At 34.1% G+C, this 16,623-nt stretch carries 18 protein-coding genes; 2 read left to right on the top strand and 16 right to left on the bottom strand.

The features are described from left to right. Positions 1–50 precede the first annotated feature (50 nt). From NU08_RS17820 to NU08_RS17750, 15 genes are all read right to left on the bottom strand, one after another. Positions 51–1,907 carry a peptidase M61 gene (locus tag NU08_RS17820; protein WP_129748458.1) on the bottom strand — a complete coding sequence of 619 codons (1,857 nt, stop codon included), beginning with the start codon at positions 1,905–1,907 and terminating at the stop codon, positions 51–53. Positions 1,908–2,017: 110 nt separating this feature from the next. Continuing rightward, positions 2,018–2,296 (bottom strand): DUF2805 domain-containing protein, encoded by a 279-nt coding sequence (locus NU08_RS17815; protein WP_129748457.1) that lies wholly within the window; start codon positions 2,294–2,296, stop codon positions 2,018–2,020. A gap of 121 nt (positions 2,297–2,417) precedes the next feature. After that, on the bottom strand, positions 2,418–3,245 hold the full coding sequence (locus NU08_RS17810) for a sterol desaturase family protein (RefSeq protein WP_129748456.1): 828 nt from the start codon (positions 3,243–3,245) through the stop codon (positions 2,418–2,420). A gap of 127 nt (positions 3,246–3,372) precedes the next feature. Next, on the bottom strand, positions 3,373–3,612 hold the full coding sequence (locus tag NU08_RS17805) for a GlsB/YeaQ/YmgE family stress response membrane protein (RefSeq protein WP_129748455.1): 240 nt from the start codon (positions 3,610–3,612) through the stop codon (positions 3,373–3,375). A gap of 39 nt (positions 3,613–3,651) precedes the next feature. Then, entirely contained in the window at positions 3,652–4,359 is a 708-nt protein-coding gene (aqpZ, locus tag NU08_RS17800; RefSeq protein WP_129748454.1) for an aquaporin Z, read from the bottom strand. A gap of 26 nt (positions 4,360–4,385) precedes the next feature. Beyond that, positions 4,386–4,742, bottom strand: a complete 357-nt coding sequence (locus NU08_RS17795; RefSeq protein WP_129748453.1) for a DoxX family membrane protein — start codon at positions 4,740–4,742, stop codon at positions 4,386–4,388. Between the two features lie 87 nt (positions 4,743–4,829). Further along, positions 4,830–5,729, bottom strand: coding sequence for an EamA family transporter (locus NU08_RS17790; RefSeq protein ID WP_129748452.1), 900 nt, complete (start codon positions 5,727–5,729; stop codon positions 4,830–4,832). Positions 5,730–5,952: 223 nt separating this feature from the next. After that, positions 5,953–7,080, bottom strand: coding sequence for a peptidylprolyl isomerase (locus NU08_RS17785; protein ID WP_129748451.1), 1,128 nt, complete (start codon positions 7,078–7,080; stop codon positions 5,953–5,955). A gap of 30 nt (positions 7,081–7,110) precedes the next feature. Then, positions 7,111–8,187, bottom strand: coding sequence for a peptidylprolyl isomerase (locus tag NU08_RS17780; protein ID WP_129748450.1), 1,077 nt, complete (start codon positions 8,185–8,187; stop codon positions 7,111–7,113). A gap of 15 nt (positions 8,188–8,202) precedes the next feature. Beyond that, on the bottom strand, positions 8,203–8,859 hold the full coding sequence (gldI, locus tag NU08_RS17775; RefSeq protein ID WP_129748449.1) for a gliding motility-associated peptidyl-prolyl isomerase GldI: 657 nt from the start codon (positions 8,857–8,859) through the stop codon (positions 8,203–8,205). 8 nt (positions 8,860–8,867) lie between these two features. Beyond that, positions 8,868–9,872 carry a DHH family phosphoesterase gene (locus NU08_RS17770; protein ID WP_129748448.1) on the bottom strand — a complete coding sequence of 335 codons (1,005 nt, stop codon included), beginning with the start codon at positions 9,870–9,872 and terminating at the stop codon, positions 8,868–8,870. 146 nt (positions 9,873–10,018) lie between these two features. Next, on the bottom strand, positions 10,019–11,263 hold the full coding sequence (locus NU08_RS17765; RefSeq protein WP_129748447.1) for a voltage-gated chloride channel family protein: 1,245 nt from the start codon (positions 11,261–11,263) through the stop codon (positions 10,019–10,021). A gap of 151 nt (positions 11,264–11,414) precedes the next feature. Next, positions 11,415–11,795, bottom strand: a complete 381-nt coding sequence (locus NU08_RS17760) for a RidA family protein (protein ID WP_129748446.1) — start codon at positions 11,793–11,795, stop codon at positions 11,415–11,417. Between the two features lie 145 nt (positions 11,796–11,940). Further along, positions 11,941–12,246 (bottom strand): chaperone modulator CbpM, encoded by a 306-nt coding sequence (locus NU08_RS17755; protein ID WP_129748445.1) that lies wholly within the window; start codon positions 12,244–12,246, stop codon positions 11,941–11,943. Next, on the bottom strand, positions 12,243–13,163 hold the full coding sequence (locus NU08_RS17750; RefSeq protein ID WP_129748444.1) for a DnaJ C-terminal domain-containing protein: 921 nt from the start codon (positions 13,161–13,163) through the stop codon (positions 12,243–12,245). The genes NU08_RS17755 and NU08_RS17750 overlap by 4 nt, the downstream gene beginning before the upstream one ends. A gap of 294 nt (positions 13,164–13,457) precedes the next feature. On the opposite strand from NU08_RS17750, the gene NU08_RS17745 reads away from it, so the two are divergent. Further along, positions 13,458–14,171, top strand: a complete 714-nt coding sequence (locus NU08_RS17745; protein WP_129748443.1) for a hypothetical protein — start codon at positions 13,458–13,460, stop codon at positions 14,169–14,171. Positions 14,172–14,327: 156 nt separating this feature from the next. Here the strand turns inward: NU08_RS17745 and NU08_RS17740 are convergent, their stop codons facing one another. Further along, positions 14,328–14,855 (bottom strand): hypothetical protein, encoded by a 528-nt coding sequence (locus NU08_RS17740; protein WP_129748442.1) that lies wholly within the window; start codon positions 14,853–14,855, stop codon positions 14,328–14,330. A gap of 213 nt (positions 14,856–15,068) precedes the next feature. Here NU08_RS17740 and guaA point away from each other — a divergent pair, with 213 nt between their 5' ends. Beyond that, positions 15,069–16,598 (top strand): glutamine-hydrolyzing GMP synthase, encoded by a 1,530-nt coding sequence (gene guaA, locus NU08_RS17735; protein WP_008462460.1) that lies wholly within the window; start codon positions 15,069–15,071, stop codon positions 16,596–16,598. Positions 16,599–16,623: the final 25 nt, after the last annotated feature.

Genomic DNA, 16,623 nt, shown 5'->3' with positions numbered 1-16,623 from the left:
AAAAAAAACCGACAATCACTTGTCGGTTTTTTTTATGTTGTAAAAGGAAATTAACCTTTTAACCATGCGTTTTTAAGTTTCTCTTTTGAAGCATCGGTCGCTTTAAAAGTTTCAGCTTCTTCAAATGGCAATTTTACAGTTCCTTTAATGGTTTCTTCTTTTCCGCCACGTTTTACTTTCAAAGTAATAGGGTCATTATCTTTCCAGTTTTCACTTTCAGTAATTAAATCATAAATGTTGTCCAAATTGTATGATTTGTTGTTTACAGCTAAGATTTTATCGCCACCTTTTAAATTTAAGTTTTTATAGAAATCAACAGATTCTGAATCTGGGCGAACTGCGATTTCTTTTGTTGCTTTATCGACAGTTATGTATGGAGTTTGTCCTTTGATAAACGGATTTCCAGTTTTTTTCTCCATTGCTTTTGTAACACCAACTTTTGCTAAGTAAAAATCATAAGGAATTGGAGTAGTTCCAGCCACATATTTGTTTAAAAATTCTCCAACTTCAGGATAAGTCAATGAAGTGATTTTGGCAAATAATTCATCGTCATTGAACGGTTTTTCAACACCATATTCATCAGATAATTTATGCATTAAATCCAAAATACCTCTTTCTCCGTTGCTTTTTTCTCTAATGATAATATCGATGCACATTCCAATTAAAGCTCCTTTTTGGTAGACATTTAAGTATTGGTCTTTATAAGGCTGTTCTAATACATTTTTACTCATTACAGTAAAAGACATTGTATCATCTAATTGTTTAGATTGTGCAATTTTATCTGCAATACGAGTGTAGAATTCAGCTTCGTCAATCAAACCTTGGTTGATTTGGAAAAGATTAGCAAAATATTCTGTTACACCTTCATACATCCATAAATGCTCAGACATTTTTGGTGCATTGTAATCAAAATACTGAATTTCTTTTGAGTGAATTGTTAATGGAGTTACAATATGAAAGAACTCATGAGAAACCACATCTTTCATAGATTCTACCAATTTTTCTTTTGGCATAGATTCTGGCAAAACTACCGTAGTAGCAGTTGGGTGCTCTAAAGCTCCAAAACCGTGAGCATCATCTTTTGCCATACTTGATAAGTATAATAACACAGTATATTTTTTAGTAGAATTTACTTTCCCTAAAAAGTTTTTCTGTGCTGTCATCATCGTTTTCATTTCTGGAGTAATGCTTTCAGCAGTATATTTTCCAGTAGGAGAGTATACGGCAATTAAGATGTCCATTCCGTTTACATTAAAAGTAGTGTAATCAGGTTTAGAATACATAATTGGGTTTTCTACCAAAATAGCATAACGAGAAGTCGTGAATACATCAGAAGTATTGCTTGCATCTTGATCTGTCATAGAAGTTGCCCCCCAAAGTGTTTCAGGATGTGTGATAGTAACTTTGTACGGAACATCCAATTTATCTTTAAAATACCCCACAAATCCGTGAGTATTTACCATGAAATTTTTTCCCGCATCAATGTTTGTTCCTGCTGGAGAGAAAACATCATCATTTCCAAATCCAGTTCCTTTTTCAGTATCGAAAGTATCGTTTACCAAATAAGTGATTTTTTTTAATGCTTTTGCATTTGAAATAGACCAAGAATTATCGTCTAATCTTTTTACCGTAAGCGGATTTCCTTTAGCATCAAATGCTCTGAAGTCTTCAGAATATTTTCCGTAGTTGTCTGTTGAATACGTACCAGGAACGGTTTTCGGAATACTATAAACAATTTCATCCGTCTTAATGGCTGGTGGTGTGACTGTTACTAAGACTTTATCGTCTTTAACATCTGTTAGATTGATATTAACTTCAACTATATTACTTTTTGCGGCTCCAGTGCTCCCTGTTTTACAGCTCCAAAAAGTGACCGCTAGAGCTAAGGTGTAAAGTATTTTTTTCATTTGTATATGTTTAGTTAATTATATTTGACACAAAAAGCATTAAAAAGTTACTAAAAAATCACAATAATTTTAACTATAAAAAAAAACTCCTGAAAAACAGGAGCTCTATGTTAGTCTAATTTATTCTTGATATAATATTTTCCGTCCAAATCTTCATCAAAATCATCTATTTTAACTGGTTTTGGTTTTGGCTTATTCGCAATTGCCTTCTTTTTCCACATCTCAAATTTTTCAAGAGGCATTTTCTTTTTCATAATGTCCAGGACTTCTTTTTCTGCCAATCCAAACTCTTTTTTTATAATTTCAAATGGATTTCTTTCTTCTAAAGCTAACGAAACAAGTCTTTCGCTTTGTTCCGGAGTTAATTCTTTGCGGCTACTCTTTTTCATCTCGTGAAAATTAATTCAAAATAGGGTGTTAATTATTAATAGATTGATTTTCAATTCTTGTATCAATATTAAAAAAAAAAATAATAAGTTGTTTCAGTAAAGTGCACTTTTTTTAGAGAATTTAGCTGTTTTTAAAGGATCTTGATTTTTGAAATGGAATTTTTAGCAGATTCTTCAATTCATTATTTTCTTCTGGGAGCATATGAGTATCTACACCGTATATAAGTTGATCTTTTGGCAAATAAGTGAAAGTTCCAAAAAGCCTGTCCCAAACAGAAAAAATATTTCCATAATTACTATCTGTGTATGGCAATACATAATGATGATGCACTTTATGCATATTCGGAGAAACAATAAAATAGCTTAAGAAAACGTCTAATTTTTCTGGAAGCGAAATATTGGCGTGATTAAATTGTGAAGCAATAACAGATAATGACTGATAGAGAAAAACCATCCACATGGGTGATCCAACAATTAAAACACCTAAAGTGGTAAAAACAAAACGAACAACACTTTCTCCTGGATGATGCCTGTTTGCTGAAGTAGTATCAATCCAAGTGTCGGTATGATGCACCAAATGAAATTGCCACAGAATTTTTACTTTATGTTCGATCAAATGAACTAAATAAGCTCCAATTAAATCCAAAAGCAATAAGCCAATTATGGTATAAAGCCAAATTGGTATTTGCGGAAGCCATTGCAGAATTCCAAAATTATTTTCGATTGTCCACGCCGCGGTTTTTATTAAAATAAACGCAAGAATAAAATTGACCACAATGGTTGTAAAGGTAAAAAAGAAGTTTATCCCTGCATGAGGCCATTTCTTGTATTGCATTTTAAACAAGGGAAAACTGTTTTCAATAAGCCAAAAAATCGTAATGCCGCCAACTAGAATAAGGCTTCTATGCGACGACGGAATCGTACTGAAGTAAGAAATGATTTCGTTCATAATACATACATATTTGAGTTGAAATAGAATTTTCTTGTCGATTTTATCCAAACAAAAAAGAGAAAATCAAATATAAATATATCAGATTTTCTCTTTCGTTTTCAATTATGTACCAACTAATTGGCTATTATTTTTTGATGAGGCTGATTATAAATAATAAAACCCAAGCACCACCTACGGCAATCAGAATTTGCCATAGAAGGCCTCCGCCTCCAATACCAAGTTTTCCGGCGATCCATCCTCCGATAAATCCGCCTATGATTCCAACAATGATATTGCCAAGTAATCCAAAACCAGAACCTTTCCAGATTTGTCCAGCTAGCCATCCAGAAATGGCACCTATAAGTAAGAAATATAAAAATTCCATATTTTATTTTTTTTTTGATGATATGTCGACTTTTTCTTTTTATGCTTCAGCATGATTTTGAAGCAGTGTCTTATAAAGGAAACCAGCCGCTAATGCACCAAGAATAGGGGCGATCCAAAACAGCCAAACCTGAGATAATGGCTCTCCTCCAACAAAAATAGCTTGAGATAATGATCTCGCAGGGTTTACAGAAGTATTTGTAATTGGAATACTGATTAAGTGTATTAATGTCAAAGCTAAACCAATTGCAATTCCTGCAAATCTGCCATTTGCAAATTTATCAGTAGCTCCTAAGATCACTAATAAGAAGAATAAAGTAAGTACAAATTCTGCAATAAAAGCAGACTGTAATGAATAACCATCAGGAGAAAAAGCTCCAAAACCATTAGATGCAAAGGCACCAGCTTTTGTGTTGTCTATTGCAAAACCAGCTTTTCCAGAAGCTATTGTGTATAAAGTTCCGGCAGCAGCAGCAGCTCCAACACATTGTGCAATGATGTACGGAATAAGATCTTTACCAGAAAATCTTCCGCCTGCCCACAAACCAAAAGAAACCGCTGGATTAAAATGACCGCCAGAAATATGACCAACAGCGTATGCCATGGTAAGTACCGTTAAACCAAAAGCTAAAGCAACACCCGCAAATCCGATTCCTAAATCTGGAATTCCAGCAGCAAAAATTGCGCTTCCGCATCCGCCAAAAACAAGCCAATAAGTCCCAAAAAACTCTGCAAATAATTTTTTCATAATAAAATAATTTAATGGTTAAATGTTTAGAATGTATATTGGTAAGCCCAATAAATTAAAACAATTTGTAAGGGCAAACGTACAAATAAAATCCATCTTGGTAAACCAAAACCTGCTTTTTTATTTTGAAACATGTACAAATTAGCAGGAAATACAGCAATTAATAGCATTATAATTCCCCAGGCGGCAAAATGTGATGAAAAAGGCAGGAGCAGAAAGATGCCTAAAATGATTTCGGCGGCACCACTTAAAATATTTATTAATTTGGGGTTTTTTAATGCGGGCGGAATGATTTTTATGTACATTCCAGGACTTCTAAAATGATTTATCCCAGCAAGAATATATAAGCAAGCCATTAAATATAAATGCCAAGGTAAAATCATGATATTTAATTGTTTATCACGAAATTATAAAAAAATTAACAATTATTGCATTACATAACTGTTTTTTTTAATAATGCTTATTTGGAGTTATCTTTTTGGTTTGAAATTTACATTCATAATAATAATGGCTAGAATGATCAACACAATTCCAACCCATTGAGAAAAGATTACTTTTTCGTTTAATAAAATATACGCCATCATTACAGAAACTGGCAGTTCAAGCGCAGAAACAATACTTCCTAATCCAATTCCAGTTAAAGGAAATCCAGCAGTCATTAAAAGCGGCGGAATGATAGTACCGAATAATGATAATACAATTCCCCATTTTAAAAAGATTTCAAGATTAAAGGCAGTTACTTGCGTTGCAAAAGCAAAAGAAAATACAATAACAGCACCTCCCAAAAGCATGTAAAGGCTTCTTTGCGCTGACGAAATTTCGGTTGCAACGCGATTAGCAGTAAACATTGTTGTAGTGAAAGAAGCTGCGGCCAGCATTCCCCAAACTAAACCTCTCCAATCTAATTCGATATCATTATTGATAATATTGGTTGCTAAAACAGTTCCAAAAAGCACTATAACTACCGCAATTACCTTTTGTTTTGAAGGCAATTTTTTTTCTAGAATCATTTCTAATAAAACTCCCATCCAAACGGTTTGCATTAATAAAACGATTCCGATAGAAACAGGAATATATTTTACAGCCAAATAGTAAAATAAACTAGTCATTCCTAGTGAAGTTCCTGCAAGCATTAAATTGAAAATATTTTTAGGAGAAGCTTTTACAGCTGTATTTTTGTTTTTAATACGCTGAAAAAGATTGATTATAAGAATACCTAGAATTCCGTAAATAAATTGTGAGGTTGTGACTTCTGCAGTTGTGTATCCTTCAGAATAAGCCATTTTTACAAATGTGGCCAACATTCCGTAAGTGGTTGCTCCCAAAGCAACAAGAAAAACACCTTTTAATACATTATTTTGCGACGTCATAAATTATCTGTTTTAAAAAATTAAGCCGGCAAAGGTAAGCTATTTTGTTTAGGATTCTATCGTACTATGTTGAAAATAGTAATTAAATGGCAACAAAATCGATTTTTAAACTCTTGAATTAAGAATTCTTTAAAAAGTGAAAATGCTGAAAAATATAAAAAGCCATCAAAAATAATTCTGATGGCTTTTTATATTTATGAAGAACAAATCTTCTCTTTTCTAATTAATTAGGCTGATTTTGATACGTTTCAATTTCAAAAATCAGAGTTGCATTTGGAGGAATTACACCGCCAGCACCTTTTTCTCCATACGCTAAATTTGAAGGCAAGAAGAAAGTTGCTTTTTCTCCGTCTGTCATCATATCAAGGGCTTCAATAAAACCAGGAATCATACCATCTTTTTTACCAACTGTAAAAGGGAAAGCTTTGTAACCGCCTTGTGCATCTCTGTTTGCATCATATTTTCCGTAGGTTTTTGCTACTGGAGCCATGCTGCTGTCAAATAAACTTCCATCTTCAAAGTATCCAGCATAATGGAAATAAATTGTAGAACCTTCAGCACCTTTAACGCCTGTTCCTTTTTGCGTTACTACATATTTTAAACCGGTAGAAGTTGCAGTTGCTTTTGCTTTCAAGTCTTTAAAATAAGCAGCTTTAGCAGTTACTACTTTTTTTGCTTCTTCTTTTTTAGCGGCTTCTTTTTTTACATCATCGCTTAAAACTTTTAAAGCGTCAAATTTCTTTGCAGCTGCACCTTTACGTGTAATAACGATTTTTGTCATTACATCATCCTGAACAATTTTATTTACAACGTCCATTCCAGAAACTACGTGTCCAAAAATAGTGTGTTTTCCGTTTAACCAAGGCGTATCTTTATGTGTAATGAAAAATTGGCTTCCGTTTGTTGCAGGACCAGAATTTGCCATTGCCAGCACACCGCCTTTTTCAAATTTCAAATCGTCTACAAATTCATCTTTAAAAGAATATCCAGGACCTCCAGTACCATTTCCTTCAGGATCACCACCTTGAATCATGAAATCATTAATAACTCTGTGAAATTTTAATCCGTTATAAAATGGTTTTCCTTTAAGAGACGCCTTAACATTAGGATTTGTACCTTCTGCCAAAGTAATAAAGTTTGCTACTGTAACAGGAGCTTTTACATATTCTAAAGAAAGAACAATATCTCCTTTTGTAGTAGAAATTGTTGCAAAAATTCCATCGCCTGGGTTTGCTGTTGTAGCTGCGACTTTGCTTGTAGGTTTGGTTGCTGGTTTAGCAGCAGGCTTTTTGGTTTGGGCCTGAATATTTACTATTGCTAAACAAAATAAAAACAGAAATTTAAATTTCATTGCTTTTTAATTTTTAAGTCTATAATTCGATTATTTTTTATCTGAAATCTGGATTTCGAAAATAATATTAGCGTTTGGCGGAATTACACCTCCAGCACCAGTTGCTCCATAAGCTAAGTGAGATGGAATGAAAAGAACAGCTTTGTCTCCAAAAGATAATTGTTCAACCCCTTCGATAAAACCAGGAATTAAACCGTCTTTTTTCCCAGCTTGAAATTGAATTGGCTGGTAGCCGCCTTGTGCTGCTCTAGCTGGATCAAATTTTCCGAATTGTTTTGCCACTTCTTCAATGCTAGTGTCAAACAAAGTTCCGTTTTCAAGGAAACCTGCGTAGCTAATGTAGATTTGGCTTCCTGCAGCAGGTTTTTTACCATTTCCTTTTTCTGTAATTGTATATTCTAAACCGCTTGCAGTTTTAGTTGCTTTTGTTTTTAAAGTGGCATAAGAATCCACTTTTTCTTTTTGAACTCCAGCATATTTCTGCTGCTCTTTTGCGATGTCAGCAAAATAATCATGGAATACTTTTACAGCATCAAATTTTTTCGCTGCTTCACCATTTCTGATGATTGTAACAGAAACAATATTGTCGCCTTGAACCACTTTATTTACCACTTCCTGATCTTTAGCGCTTACCACATGACCAAAAATAGTGTGCAAATTATCTAGCCAAGGAGTTTCTACGTGAGTAATAAAAAATTGGCTGCTGTTTGTGCCTGGACCGTTATTAGCCATTGCTAAAACTCCAGCTTTGTCAAATTTTAGATCTGAGAATTCGTCTTTAAATTTATAACCAGTATCTCCAGAACCAGTTCCCAATGGATCACCAGTTTGGATCATAAAACTTTCAATAACTCTATGAAATTTTAAACCATCAAAAAAGGGTTTGTTTTTTAATTGTTCATGTGTTACAAACTCGTTTTTGCCTTCAGCTAAAGTCACAAAGTTTGCTACTGTTATCGGCGCTTTTTTATAATCAAGCTCTACAATGATGTGACCTTTGTTTGTCTCGATATCGGCATATAAACCATCTGGCAGATTACTATGATCATCTTTACAAGAATAAAATGAGCTTACGGCTATTAGTAATAATAAAATACTCTTTTTCATTTTAAGATATTGTTTTTATTGAGTTAATGTGTCTTTTTTAGCTGGTGCTGCAGGTTTTGCAACTGCAGGTTTTGGTGTTGCGGTTTGAGTAGACTGTGCAGCTGGTTTTGCTGTTTGAGCCGTTGGATCTGGAACAAAATTTCTAAGTGTAACCGTAACGATTAAAGATTCATTTGGACCAATTTTTTTGTTGTCTCCGTGATATCCGTATGCCATATGCGATGGAAATAAAAATGTAACCGTCTCATTTTTATGCATTCTTTTAATTCCGTCACGTAAACCCATCATAATGTCTTGTTTGTCTACATAATAGGTTTGTGGGCCAAGATCAGATTCCGAGTAGATGCTATTGCCTTTAATGTCTTTTATTTCCATATTGAAGTAAGCAATATCACCTTTTCTAGGAGCCAAAGTTTCTGTTGCATTCTTTTCTTCATAGCAAAACCAATATCCTTTTGGAGTGGCATAATATTTTACTTTCGGATTGCTTTTGATTATTTTTTTAATGACGTCTTCTTCGTTTGCCACCAGCTTTTTATTTCGGTCAGCCGATTTTTTCATGAATGTTCCCGAAGCTCTAGAAATAGGTCTTCTGGCTTCCTCATGATGCTTGCAGCTGCTTAACAAAACAGTAAAAAGCAAAGTATAAATGCTAAGTTTTAGGTAATTCATGATTTGGGTTATAATTTTAGTTTTTTGACTAAATCTTCAAATTTATTTATTGTTTCTTCCATAGAAGCTTCAGATCTTCCTCCGGCTGCATTGACGTGTCCGCCTCCGTTAAAATGGTCTCTTGCAAATTGGTTAACATCAAATCCTCCTTGAGAACGGAAAGAAATTTTAATAATTTTTTCTTCTTTGTTTTCAATAAATATGGCTGTAAAAACAATTCCGCGAATGCTTAATCCGTAATTTACAATTCCTTCAGTATCACCTTTTACATAGTTAAACGAATCAAGTTCTTCTTGTGTAAGCGTCATGTATGAGGTTTTGTGTTCTTCGAAAATTTTCATGTTTTGAAGTGCACGGCCCAATAACTGCAAACGGCTAAAAGAACTATTATCGTATAGCAATACCGGAATTTGAGTGTTTTCGACTCCTAAATCGATCAATTCTGCAATAATTCTATGCGTGTTTCCAGTGGTTCCTGGAAAACGGAAAGAACCAGAATCGGTCAAAATTCCAGTATAGATGCAAGTGGCAATGGTTTTATCGATATCTTCTTTTTTGTTTAAAAAGGCAATAAAATTATAAACCATCTCGCAAGTAGATCCGTAAGAAGTGTCTGAATACGTATAAGCTGCATAATCATGAGGTTTTTCATGATGATCGATCATGATAAACGGAGCCGTAAGTTTTGCGAGAGTATGCTCCATTTCGCCAGTGCGATGAAAAGCATTAAAATCTAGCGTAAAAATAAGTTCGGCTTCTTCTAATATTTTAATACAGTTTTGAGTGTCTTTTTCATAGACTTTTACTGTTTCTGAACCTGGAAGCCAAGCTAAAAAATCAGGAAAATCATTTGGAGAAATAACGGTTGGCTGATGATTATTTTTGAGTAAAAAATGGTACAAAGCTAGAGTAGAACCCATGGCGTCACCATCTGGTCCTCTGTGCGGAATTATTGCGATTTTCTTTGGCGTAGCAAGCAATAATTGAATCGCTTGAATATCTTGTATTTTCATAGTGTGCGAATTTACATTTTTTTAATGTAATGCTGAAAATAATTTTAGTATTCAAGTGGCAGTAGCCAGTGGTCAGTTTTTTTAGTAGTCAGTCTCAGTACAATTTGGAATTTGGACTCGAGCGTTAGCGAACAGGCGTAGCAATTTTAAAAATTGGAATTTAATCTCTGGTACAGTTTGTATTTCGCACCCTTGACAATCTGAGATTTGTAAATTCCAACAGAACCAGAAGAAAAATAAGCAATTGTACAAGCGATAGCAATGAAGATTCCAGGTGCAATTCCGAATAATTCCATTCCCATTACCGTGCAGGCGATAGGAGTATGGGTCGCGCCCGAGAAAACAGCAACAAATCCGATTCCTGCTAAAAGAGCAATTGGCATTGGAATTACGGTTGATAAAGCACTTCCTAAAGTAGCTCCAACAAAGAATAAAGGAGTTACTTCTCCGCCTTTAAAACCGGCTCCAAGTGTAAATCCTGTAAATAAAATTTTAAGCAGAAAATCGTACCATTGGCTAGGATTTGAAAAAGAATCAACAATAACAGGAACACCTAATCCAGAGAATTTTGTAAATCCTAAACCCGCAATGGCAATGGCTAAAACTACGCCGCCAATTACAGGACGAAGCGGTGGATATTTAATGTTTTTTGAAAAAAGCGAACCCCAAAAATGTGTGCTTCTGGAAAATAATAAAGCAGCAAATCCTGATAAAGCCCCAACAATTAGAGTAAAAATAATATTGTTTAAACTAAGTTCTGGAATTGTTGGAATACTGTAATGCGTATGTTTTATTTCCCAGAATTCTACCGTGAAGTACGCTGCATAAGCCACTAGAAAAGAAAGCAGAATACTTTTAAAATTGATTTTACTGAAATATAAAACCTCTAAAGCGAAAATAGCTCCTGCGAGAGGTGTTCCAAAAACAGAAGCAAATCCGGCACTAATTCCTAGAATGATTAAAATTCTGCGTTCTGAATTATCGAGGTTGAAAAACTTGGTAAATTGGTCGGCAATTGCGCCTCCCATCTGAACTGCTGTGCCTTCTCGTCCTGCAGATCCTCCAAACAAATGGGTAAGCAGTGTTCCTAAAAGAACTAAAGGTGCCATTTTAAACGGAATGACTTTTTTAGGACTTTCATATTCTTCAAGTAAAAGATTGTTTCCTTTTGTAACCGATTCTCCCCAATAGTAATAACTCAATCCAACCAAAAATCCGCCGAAAGGCAAAAGCCAGATAATCCAATCATGCTGAATTCTAAATTGCGTAACCCATTCTAGAGAAACTAAAAAGAAAGCAGATGCAGAACCTGAAAATATACCTACTAAAGCACAGATAAGAATCCATTTAGGAAGTGAAAGCAGGAATTGTTTAGGATTTAAGGAAGTCATTAATGAATTCTAAAAAGTTCGCCACGAATTTCGCCAATTTTCACGAATTAAAAGGAAAAAAATATTTTAAATCCATTATCCCGATAGCTATTGGGAGTGGCATAAAAAAAAAATTAGTGTAAATTAGTGAAATTCGTGGCGAAAAAAAATATTATACTACAGCAGTAAATTCTATTTCCACCAAATATTCTGGAGCAACCAATTTGCTGATTCCGTAAAATCCTGTAGTTGGTTTTACATCTTTAAAGAAAGCAGAGTGCGCTCTAGCCACTTCTTCGAAAGTAGAAACATCTGTTGTGAAAATTCTAGTTCTAATAACATCCTTCATGCTCACATTTAAATCTTCTAAAACTTTTTCTACTCGTTCCAAAATATTATACGTTTGAGCATAAGCGTCATCAGCTCTTACTTTATCGCCGTCAACAATGGCTACAGTTCCAGAAACTTCAATAATATTGCCAATTCTTACAGCACGACAATATCCCATTTTGTCTTCCCACGGAGATCCAGTTAAGATGTTTTCTCTTTTCATTTTTTATAATTTTTGCGAATTTGTCTGTATGGTTTTAAAAGCAAATTCAGGTTAATTAAAGTTGCCGCAATTTAAGAATTATGCTTCTGTCAGCGATTAAAAAAAGCTTGAAATCAATTCAGAAATCAAGCTTTTTTGTGATATTTTATTCGGTTTCTTTTTCTTCATAAAGACGAAGCTTATTTTGTACTGTATTCAAATTTTGCTGTAAGGTTTCAATTTTATTCAAAAGGTTTGCAATAGCATCAATTCCCTCCAAATTTATTTTGAGATCATAATGCATGCGAATCATTTTTTCAACCGTTGGAAGCTGTTCTGGTTCTAGATATTCATCATTTTCTTCTGTTATAATATGAATGAGTCCGTAGTTGCTAAGTTCAGTTATAAAAGTATTTTCGATTTCGTGGTAAATACAAAACTGTTTGATCTGGATTAAATTTTTATTTTTCATGACTTTCTTAGTTTTGCTAATTCTTCAAATAACTCTTTTTCTTTATCCGACAGCTTTGTTGGAAGTTTTATAGTGTATGTGATGTATAAATCACCAAACTGATTCTCTTTTTTGTAAACGGGAAAACCTTTTCCTTTCAGTTTTACTTTCGTTCCCGGTTGTGTTTCTGCGGGAACTTTTATTTTTACTTTTCCGTCAAAAGTATTGATATAGGTTTCTCCGCCTAAAATTGCAGTGTACAGATCTATTGGAGCTTCGGCATATAAATTATTTCCTTCGCGTTTAAAATCTGAATTGTTAGAAATGATAAACGTGATGTATAAATCGCCGTTTGGTCCGCCGTTTACGCCAGGTCCGCCATGATTTGGAATTTTAATAATCTGTCCGTTTTCTACGCCTGCAGGAATCGTAATTCGGATGTTTTTTCCGTTTACCGTTAAATTCTGTTTATGTGTAGTGTAAGCCGATTTAAGGTCTAGTTCCAGTTCGGCATTAAAATCTTGCCCTCTATATTTGGATTGCGATCTGCTTCTCCCTCCGCCATACATGGAATTAAAAAAATCTGAGAAATCGCTGCCTGAGAAATCACCGCCTCCAAAACCAGAGAAATCGCCTTCAGAATATTGATAGCCACCTTGCTGTCTGCTTTGCTGCTGATTAGGATCGTAGCCCGCTTTTTCAAATTCTTCAGCGTGTTTCCAATCTTTTCCGTATTTGTCGTATTTTTTTCGATTTTCAGGATTGCTTAAAACTTCGTTTGCTTCATTAATTTCCTTGAATTTTTTTTCAGCTTCTTTATCATTCGGATTCAAATCGGGATGATATTTTCTTGCCAGTTTTCGATATGCTTTTTTGATGTCTGCTTCTGTTGCAGATTTTGTAACATCCAATACTTTATAATAATCGATATAATCCATTTTATTGAGATTTTAAATGGTAAAATAAAGTCTTGAAGTTAAGAATAAGTTGTTAATAATCAAAATGCTAAATCTTTTTGTAGATTGGTTTTTTGGAATTTGTAAATTTTAGATTTGAAATTTATTTTTTACAAAGTAAAAAATCTTGGCAGGTTTTTTGCTTCCAAAAATTAGCTTAATTATATGTTATAAAACTCCTAAAGTTGTAGCAAGTAAGTAAATTATACTATTTTTGTGAAGCTGGACTTTTGATTTATATTAATTATAAAAGGCGATTCGATAATACTTTTTTCAATGAAGCACATTTTATTTTTCATATTGTTTTTTACTGCACTGTCTGTATCAGCCCAAATTGAGTCTAGTACTAAATTCAAAACTATTCCGGGCGGAAAGTTTACTGCAAAGCCTAAAAAAACTCCAGTTCCTGAGACAAAAGATCCACTGGCAGAATTTAATGATATGCCAGCAATTAAAACTCCAAATGTTTTTGAAAATACGACTATAACTCCAAAATCAAAGTTTCAGATTGGAGAAGAGAAAAGCAAATTTACAATGTCTACAGAAACCGATTTTGCTAATCCTGGCGATCGATATGTAGCCAAAATGGAAAAAGATTTAGATAAATCATTGAAAGATGCTGGCTTGAGAGAAGGCCGTGGCGTTTTGGTAAAGAAAAATATTTCTCTGGGAGATTTTAAAACCAAATCAGAATACTTTATTGTCAAGTTCCGTGATTTTGGAGCAATTGACGGAGATTTAATAAAAGTGTCTTCAAACGATTATGTAATCCGCGATAGAATTTTATTGGATGCAAGTTACCAGTCGGTTAAAATCAATCTTGCACAAGGATTCAATAAATTAGACTTTGAAGCTTTAAATATAGGTACACTTGGAGGAAACACCGCAGAAATACAAGTTTACGACGATAAAGGCAATCTAGTAACAAATGATTATTGGGATAATCTGGCTGCAGGATTCAAGGCTTCTATTGTTGTGACGAAAGAATGATTTTTTTTTAAGATGCTAAGGTTCTAAGATACTGAGATTCTAAGTTTTTTCCGGAAGCTAAACAAACAAAAAAGGCGATTCTAATTTTAGAATCGCCTTTTTTAGAATCTGATTATTTCATGACTTAGAGTCTTAGCATCTCAGTATCTCAGTATCTTAGAACGGATCCGCCGTCACTTTAAACTTCATATCTGCTTTTACTGTAACATCTTTTGTTAAGGTTTCTTTTATGGTTACTTTAGTTCTTATTTTATAGCTATCTGCTTTAATATATTCGTCTAACCTTTTATCTGTGCAAATCAAATCGATTGTATTGCTAGATACGTTGATGTTATCAGCGTAAGCCAATTCGATTTCATCTGAATTTGATGTCGAAATATACAGATGAACCGATTTTAAAAACGTAAATGTTTTATCCGAAGGGTCTGTAATGGATAGTTTCAAGGATTTGATTTTAACATCTTTTACCAAACTTGCTTTTGTTTTATTGTTTTCAAACTCAGCCGAAGAATTGGTTGTAACCTCTGGAGTGATTATTTCCGAAGGCAGATTGATTGGAGAAGTGCTTTGAATTTTAATTGAAGTATTATTCGAAATAGTAAAAGTCAATAAATCATCAACCGTATTACAAGAAGAGAAAAAAGCAGACATAAAAACAGTCAGCGCAATAATTTTTGATTTCATAGTTTAATTTAAATTGGGTTTTCGTTAAATACGATTTTTTGGAGTTTTTTCTTTTAAGGAACTAAGCTTCTAAGGTGCTAAGATGCTAAGTTTTTTTTAGATTTTGAAACATAAAATCTCAGAATCTTAGAATCTTAGAACCTTAGCATCTTTTGATTTAAAAAAAATCAAAAATCAATTTTTGAATTTCGAATATAAAAAGTACTTTTGCGCATGCAACACAACGTACTTATTTTAGATTTCGGATCGCAATATACTCAACTTATTGCGCGTAGAGTTCGCGAATTAAATATATTCTGCGAAATTTTTCCTTACAATCACATTCCAAGTGATTTATCAAGTTATAAAGCCGTAATTTTAGGAGGAAGTCCTTTCTCTGTAAGAGGAGAAGATGCACCACATCCTGATTTATCACAAATTAGAGGTAAAATGCCTTTACTTGCTGTTTGTTATGGAGCACAATATTTAGCTCATTTCAGCGGTGGAGAAGTGGCAGCTTCAAATACCAGAGAATACGGAAGAGCTAACTTGTCTTATATTAAAGAAGGCGAAACTTTCTTTGAAGGAGTTTCAGAAAACAGCCAAGTTTGGATGAGCCATAGCGATAGTATCAAAGCGCTTCCAACAAATGCTGTAAAATTAGCAAGCACGCATGATGTAGAATATGCAGCTTACAAAATTGAAGGCGAAACTACTTATGCAATTCAATACCATCCAGAAGTTTACCATTCTACAGACGGTAAAAAAATGTTGGAGAATTTCTTAGTGAAAATTGCTGAAGTTCCGCAAAACTTTACTCCAAATGCTTTCGTTGACGAAATGGTGGCAGAATTGAAAGAAAAACTAGGAAACGATAAAGTGGTTCTTGGTTTATCTGGAGGAGTAGATTCTACAGTAGCAGCCGTTTTATTAAACAAAGCAATCGGGCAAAATTTATATTGCATCTTCGTTAACAATGGGCTTTTACGTAAAAACGAATTCGAAAATGTATTGAACCAATACAAAGGAATGGGGTTAAACGTAAAAGGAGTTGACGCTGGAGATCGTTTCCTTGGCGAATTGGCTGGAATCAGTGATCCAGAAACAAAACGTAAAACAATCGGTCGTGTATTTATCGAAGTTTTTGATGATGAATCACACTTATTAGAAGATGTAAAATGGTTAGCGCAAGGAACTATTTACCCAGACGTTATTGAGTCTGTTTCGGTAAAAGGACCGTCTGCAACTATTAAATCTCACCACAACGTTGGTGGATTGCCAGATTATATGAAATTAAAAATTGTAGAACCGCTTAGAATGCTTTTCAAAGATGAAGTGAGAAGAGTAGGAGCTACATTAGGAATAGATCCTGAATTATTAGGAAGACACCCTTTCCCAGGACCAGGATTATCAATCAGAATTTTAGGAGATATTACTCCGGAGAAAGTTAGAATTTTACAAGATGTAGATTCTGTATTTATCGAAGGATTAAAATCTTGGGGATTATACGATAAAGTTTGGCAGGCTGGAGCAATTTTGCTTCCTGTAAACAGTGTTGGTGTTATGGGTGATGAGCGTACTTACGAAAAAGTAGTAGCGCTTAGAGCGGTAGAATCAACAGATGGTATGACTGCTGACTGGGTTCATTTACCTTACGATTTCTTGATGAAAGTGTCTAATGACATTATCAATAAAGTAAAAGGCGTGAATCGTGTAGTTTACGATATTAGTTCAAAACCACCTGCAACAATTGAGTGGGAATAGTAGCATAATTTAAAATTAAGGTCTT

Origin of the sequence: Flavobacterium anhuiense (assembly GCF_004151235.1) — a bacterium.
Classification (GTDB): domain Bacteria; phylum Bacteroidota; class Bacteroidia; order Flavobacteriales; family Flavobacteriaceae; genus Flavobacterium; species Flavobacterium anhuiense_A.
This window is presented reverse-complemented; position numbering and strand designations above follow the sequence as displayed.

Excerpts from the sequence above, each read along its gene's own strand:
- NU08_RS17820 (WP_129748458.1), bottom strand. The coding sequence starts at position 1,907 with ATGAAAAAAATACTTTACACCTTAGCTCTAGCGGTCACTTTTTGGAGC.
- NU08_RS17815 (WP_129748457.1), bottom strand. The coding sequence starts at position 2,296 with ATGAAAAAGAGTAGCCGCAAAGAATTAACTCCGGAACAAAGCGAAAGA.
- NU08_RS17810 (WP_129748456.1), bottom strand. The coding sequence starts at position 3,245 with ATGAACGAAATCATTTCTTACTTCAGTACGATTCCGTCGTCGCATAGA.
- NU08_RS17805 (WP_129748455.1), bottom strand. The coding sequence starts at position 3,612 with ATGGAATTTTTATATTTCTTACTTATAGGTGCCATTTCTGGATGGCTA.
- aqpZ (WP_129748454.1), bottom strand. The coding sequence starts at position 4,359 with ATGAAAAAATTATTTGCAGAGTTTTTTGGGACTTATTGGCTTGTTTTT.
- NU08_RS17795 (WP_129748453.1), bottom strand. The coding sequence starts at position 4,742 with ATGATTTTACCTTGGCATTTATATTTAATGGCTTGCTTATATATTCTT.
- NU08_RS17790 (WP_129748452.1), bottom strand. The coding sequence starts at position 5,729 with ATGACGTCGCAAAATAATGTATTAAAAGGTGTTTTTCTTGTTGCTTTG.
- NU08_RS17785 (WP_129748451.1), bottom strand. The coding sequence starts at position 7,080 with ATGAAATTTAAATTTCTGTTTTTATTTTGTTTAGCAATAGTAAATATT.
- NU08_RS17780 (WP_129748450.1), bottom strand. The coding sequence starts at position 8,187 with ATGAAAAAGAGTATTTTATTATTACTAATAGCCGTAAGCTCATTTTAT.
- gldI (WP_129748449.1), bottom strand. The coding sequence starts at position 8,859 with ATGAATTACCTAAAACTTAGCATTTATACTTTGCTTTTTACTGTTTTG.
- NU08_RS17770 (WP_129748448.1), bottom strand. The coding sequence starts at position 9,872 with ATGAAAATACAAGATATTCAAGCGATTCAATTATTGCTTGCTACGCCA.
- NU08_RS17765 (WP_129748447.1), bottom strand. The coding sequence starts at position 11,263 with ATGACTTCCTTAAATCCTAAACAATTCCTGCTTTCACTTCCTAAATGG.
- NU08_RS17760 (WP_129748446.1), bottom strand. The coding sequence starts at position 11,795 with ATGAAAAGAGAAAACATCTTAACTGGATCTCCGTGGGAAGACAAAATG.
- NU08_RS17755 (WP_129748445.1), bottom strand. The coding sequence starts at position 12,246 with ATGAAAAATAAAAATTTAATCCAGATCAAACAGTTTTGTATTTACCAC.
- NU08_RS17750 (WP_129748444.1), bottom strand. The coding sequence starts at position 13,163 with ATGGATTATATCGATTATTATAAAGTATTGGATGTTACAAAATCTGCA.
- NU08_RS17745 (WP_129748443.1), top strand. The coding sequence starts at position 13,458 with ATGAAGCACATTTTATTTTTCATATTGTTTTTTACTGCACTGTCTGTA.
- NU08_RS17740 (WP_129748442.1), bottom strand. The coding sequence starts at position 14,855 with ATGAAATCAAAAATTATTGCGCTGACTGTTTTTATGTCTGCTTTTTTC.
- guaA (WP_008462460.1), top strand. The coding sequence starts at position 15,069 with ATGCAACACAACGTACTTATTTTAGATTTCGGATCGCAATATACTCAA.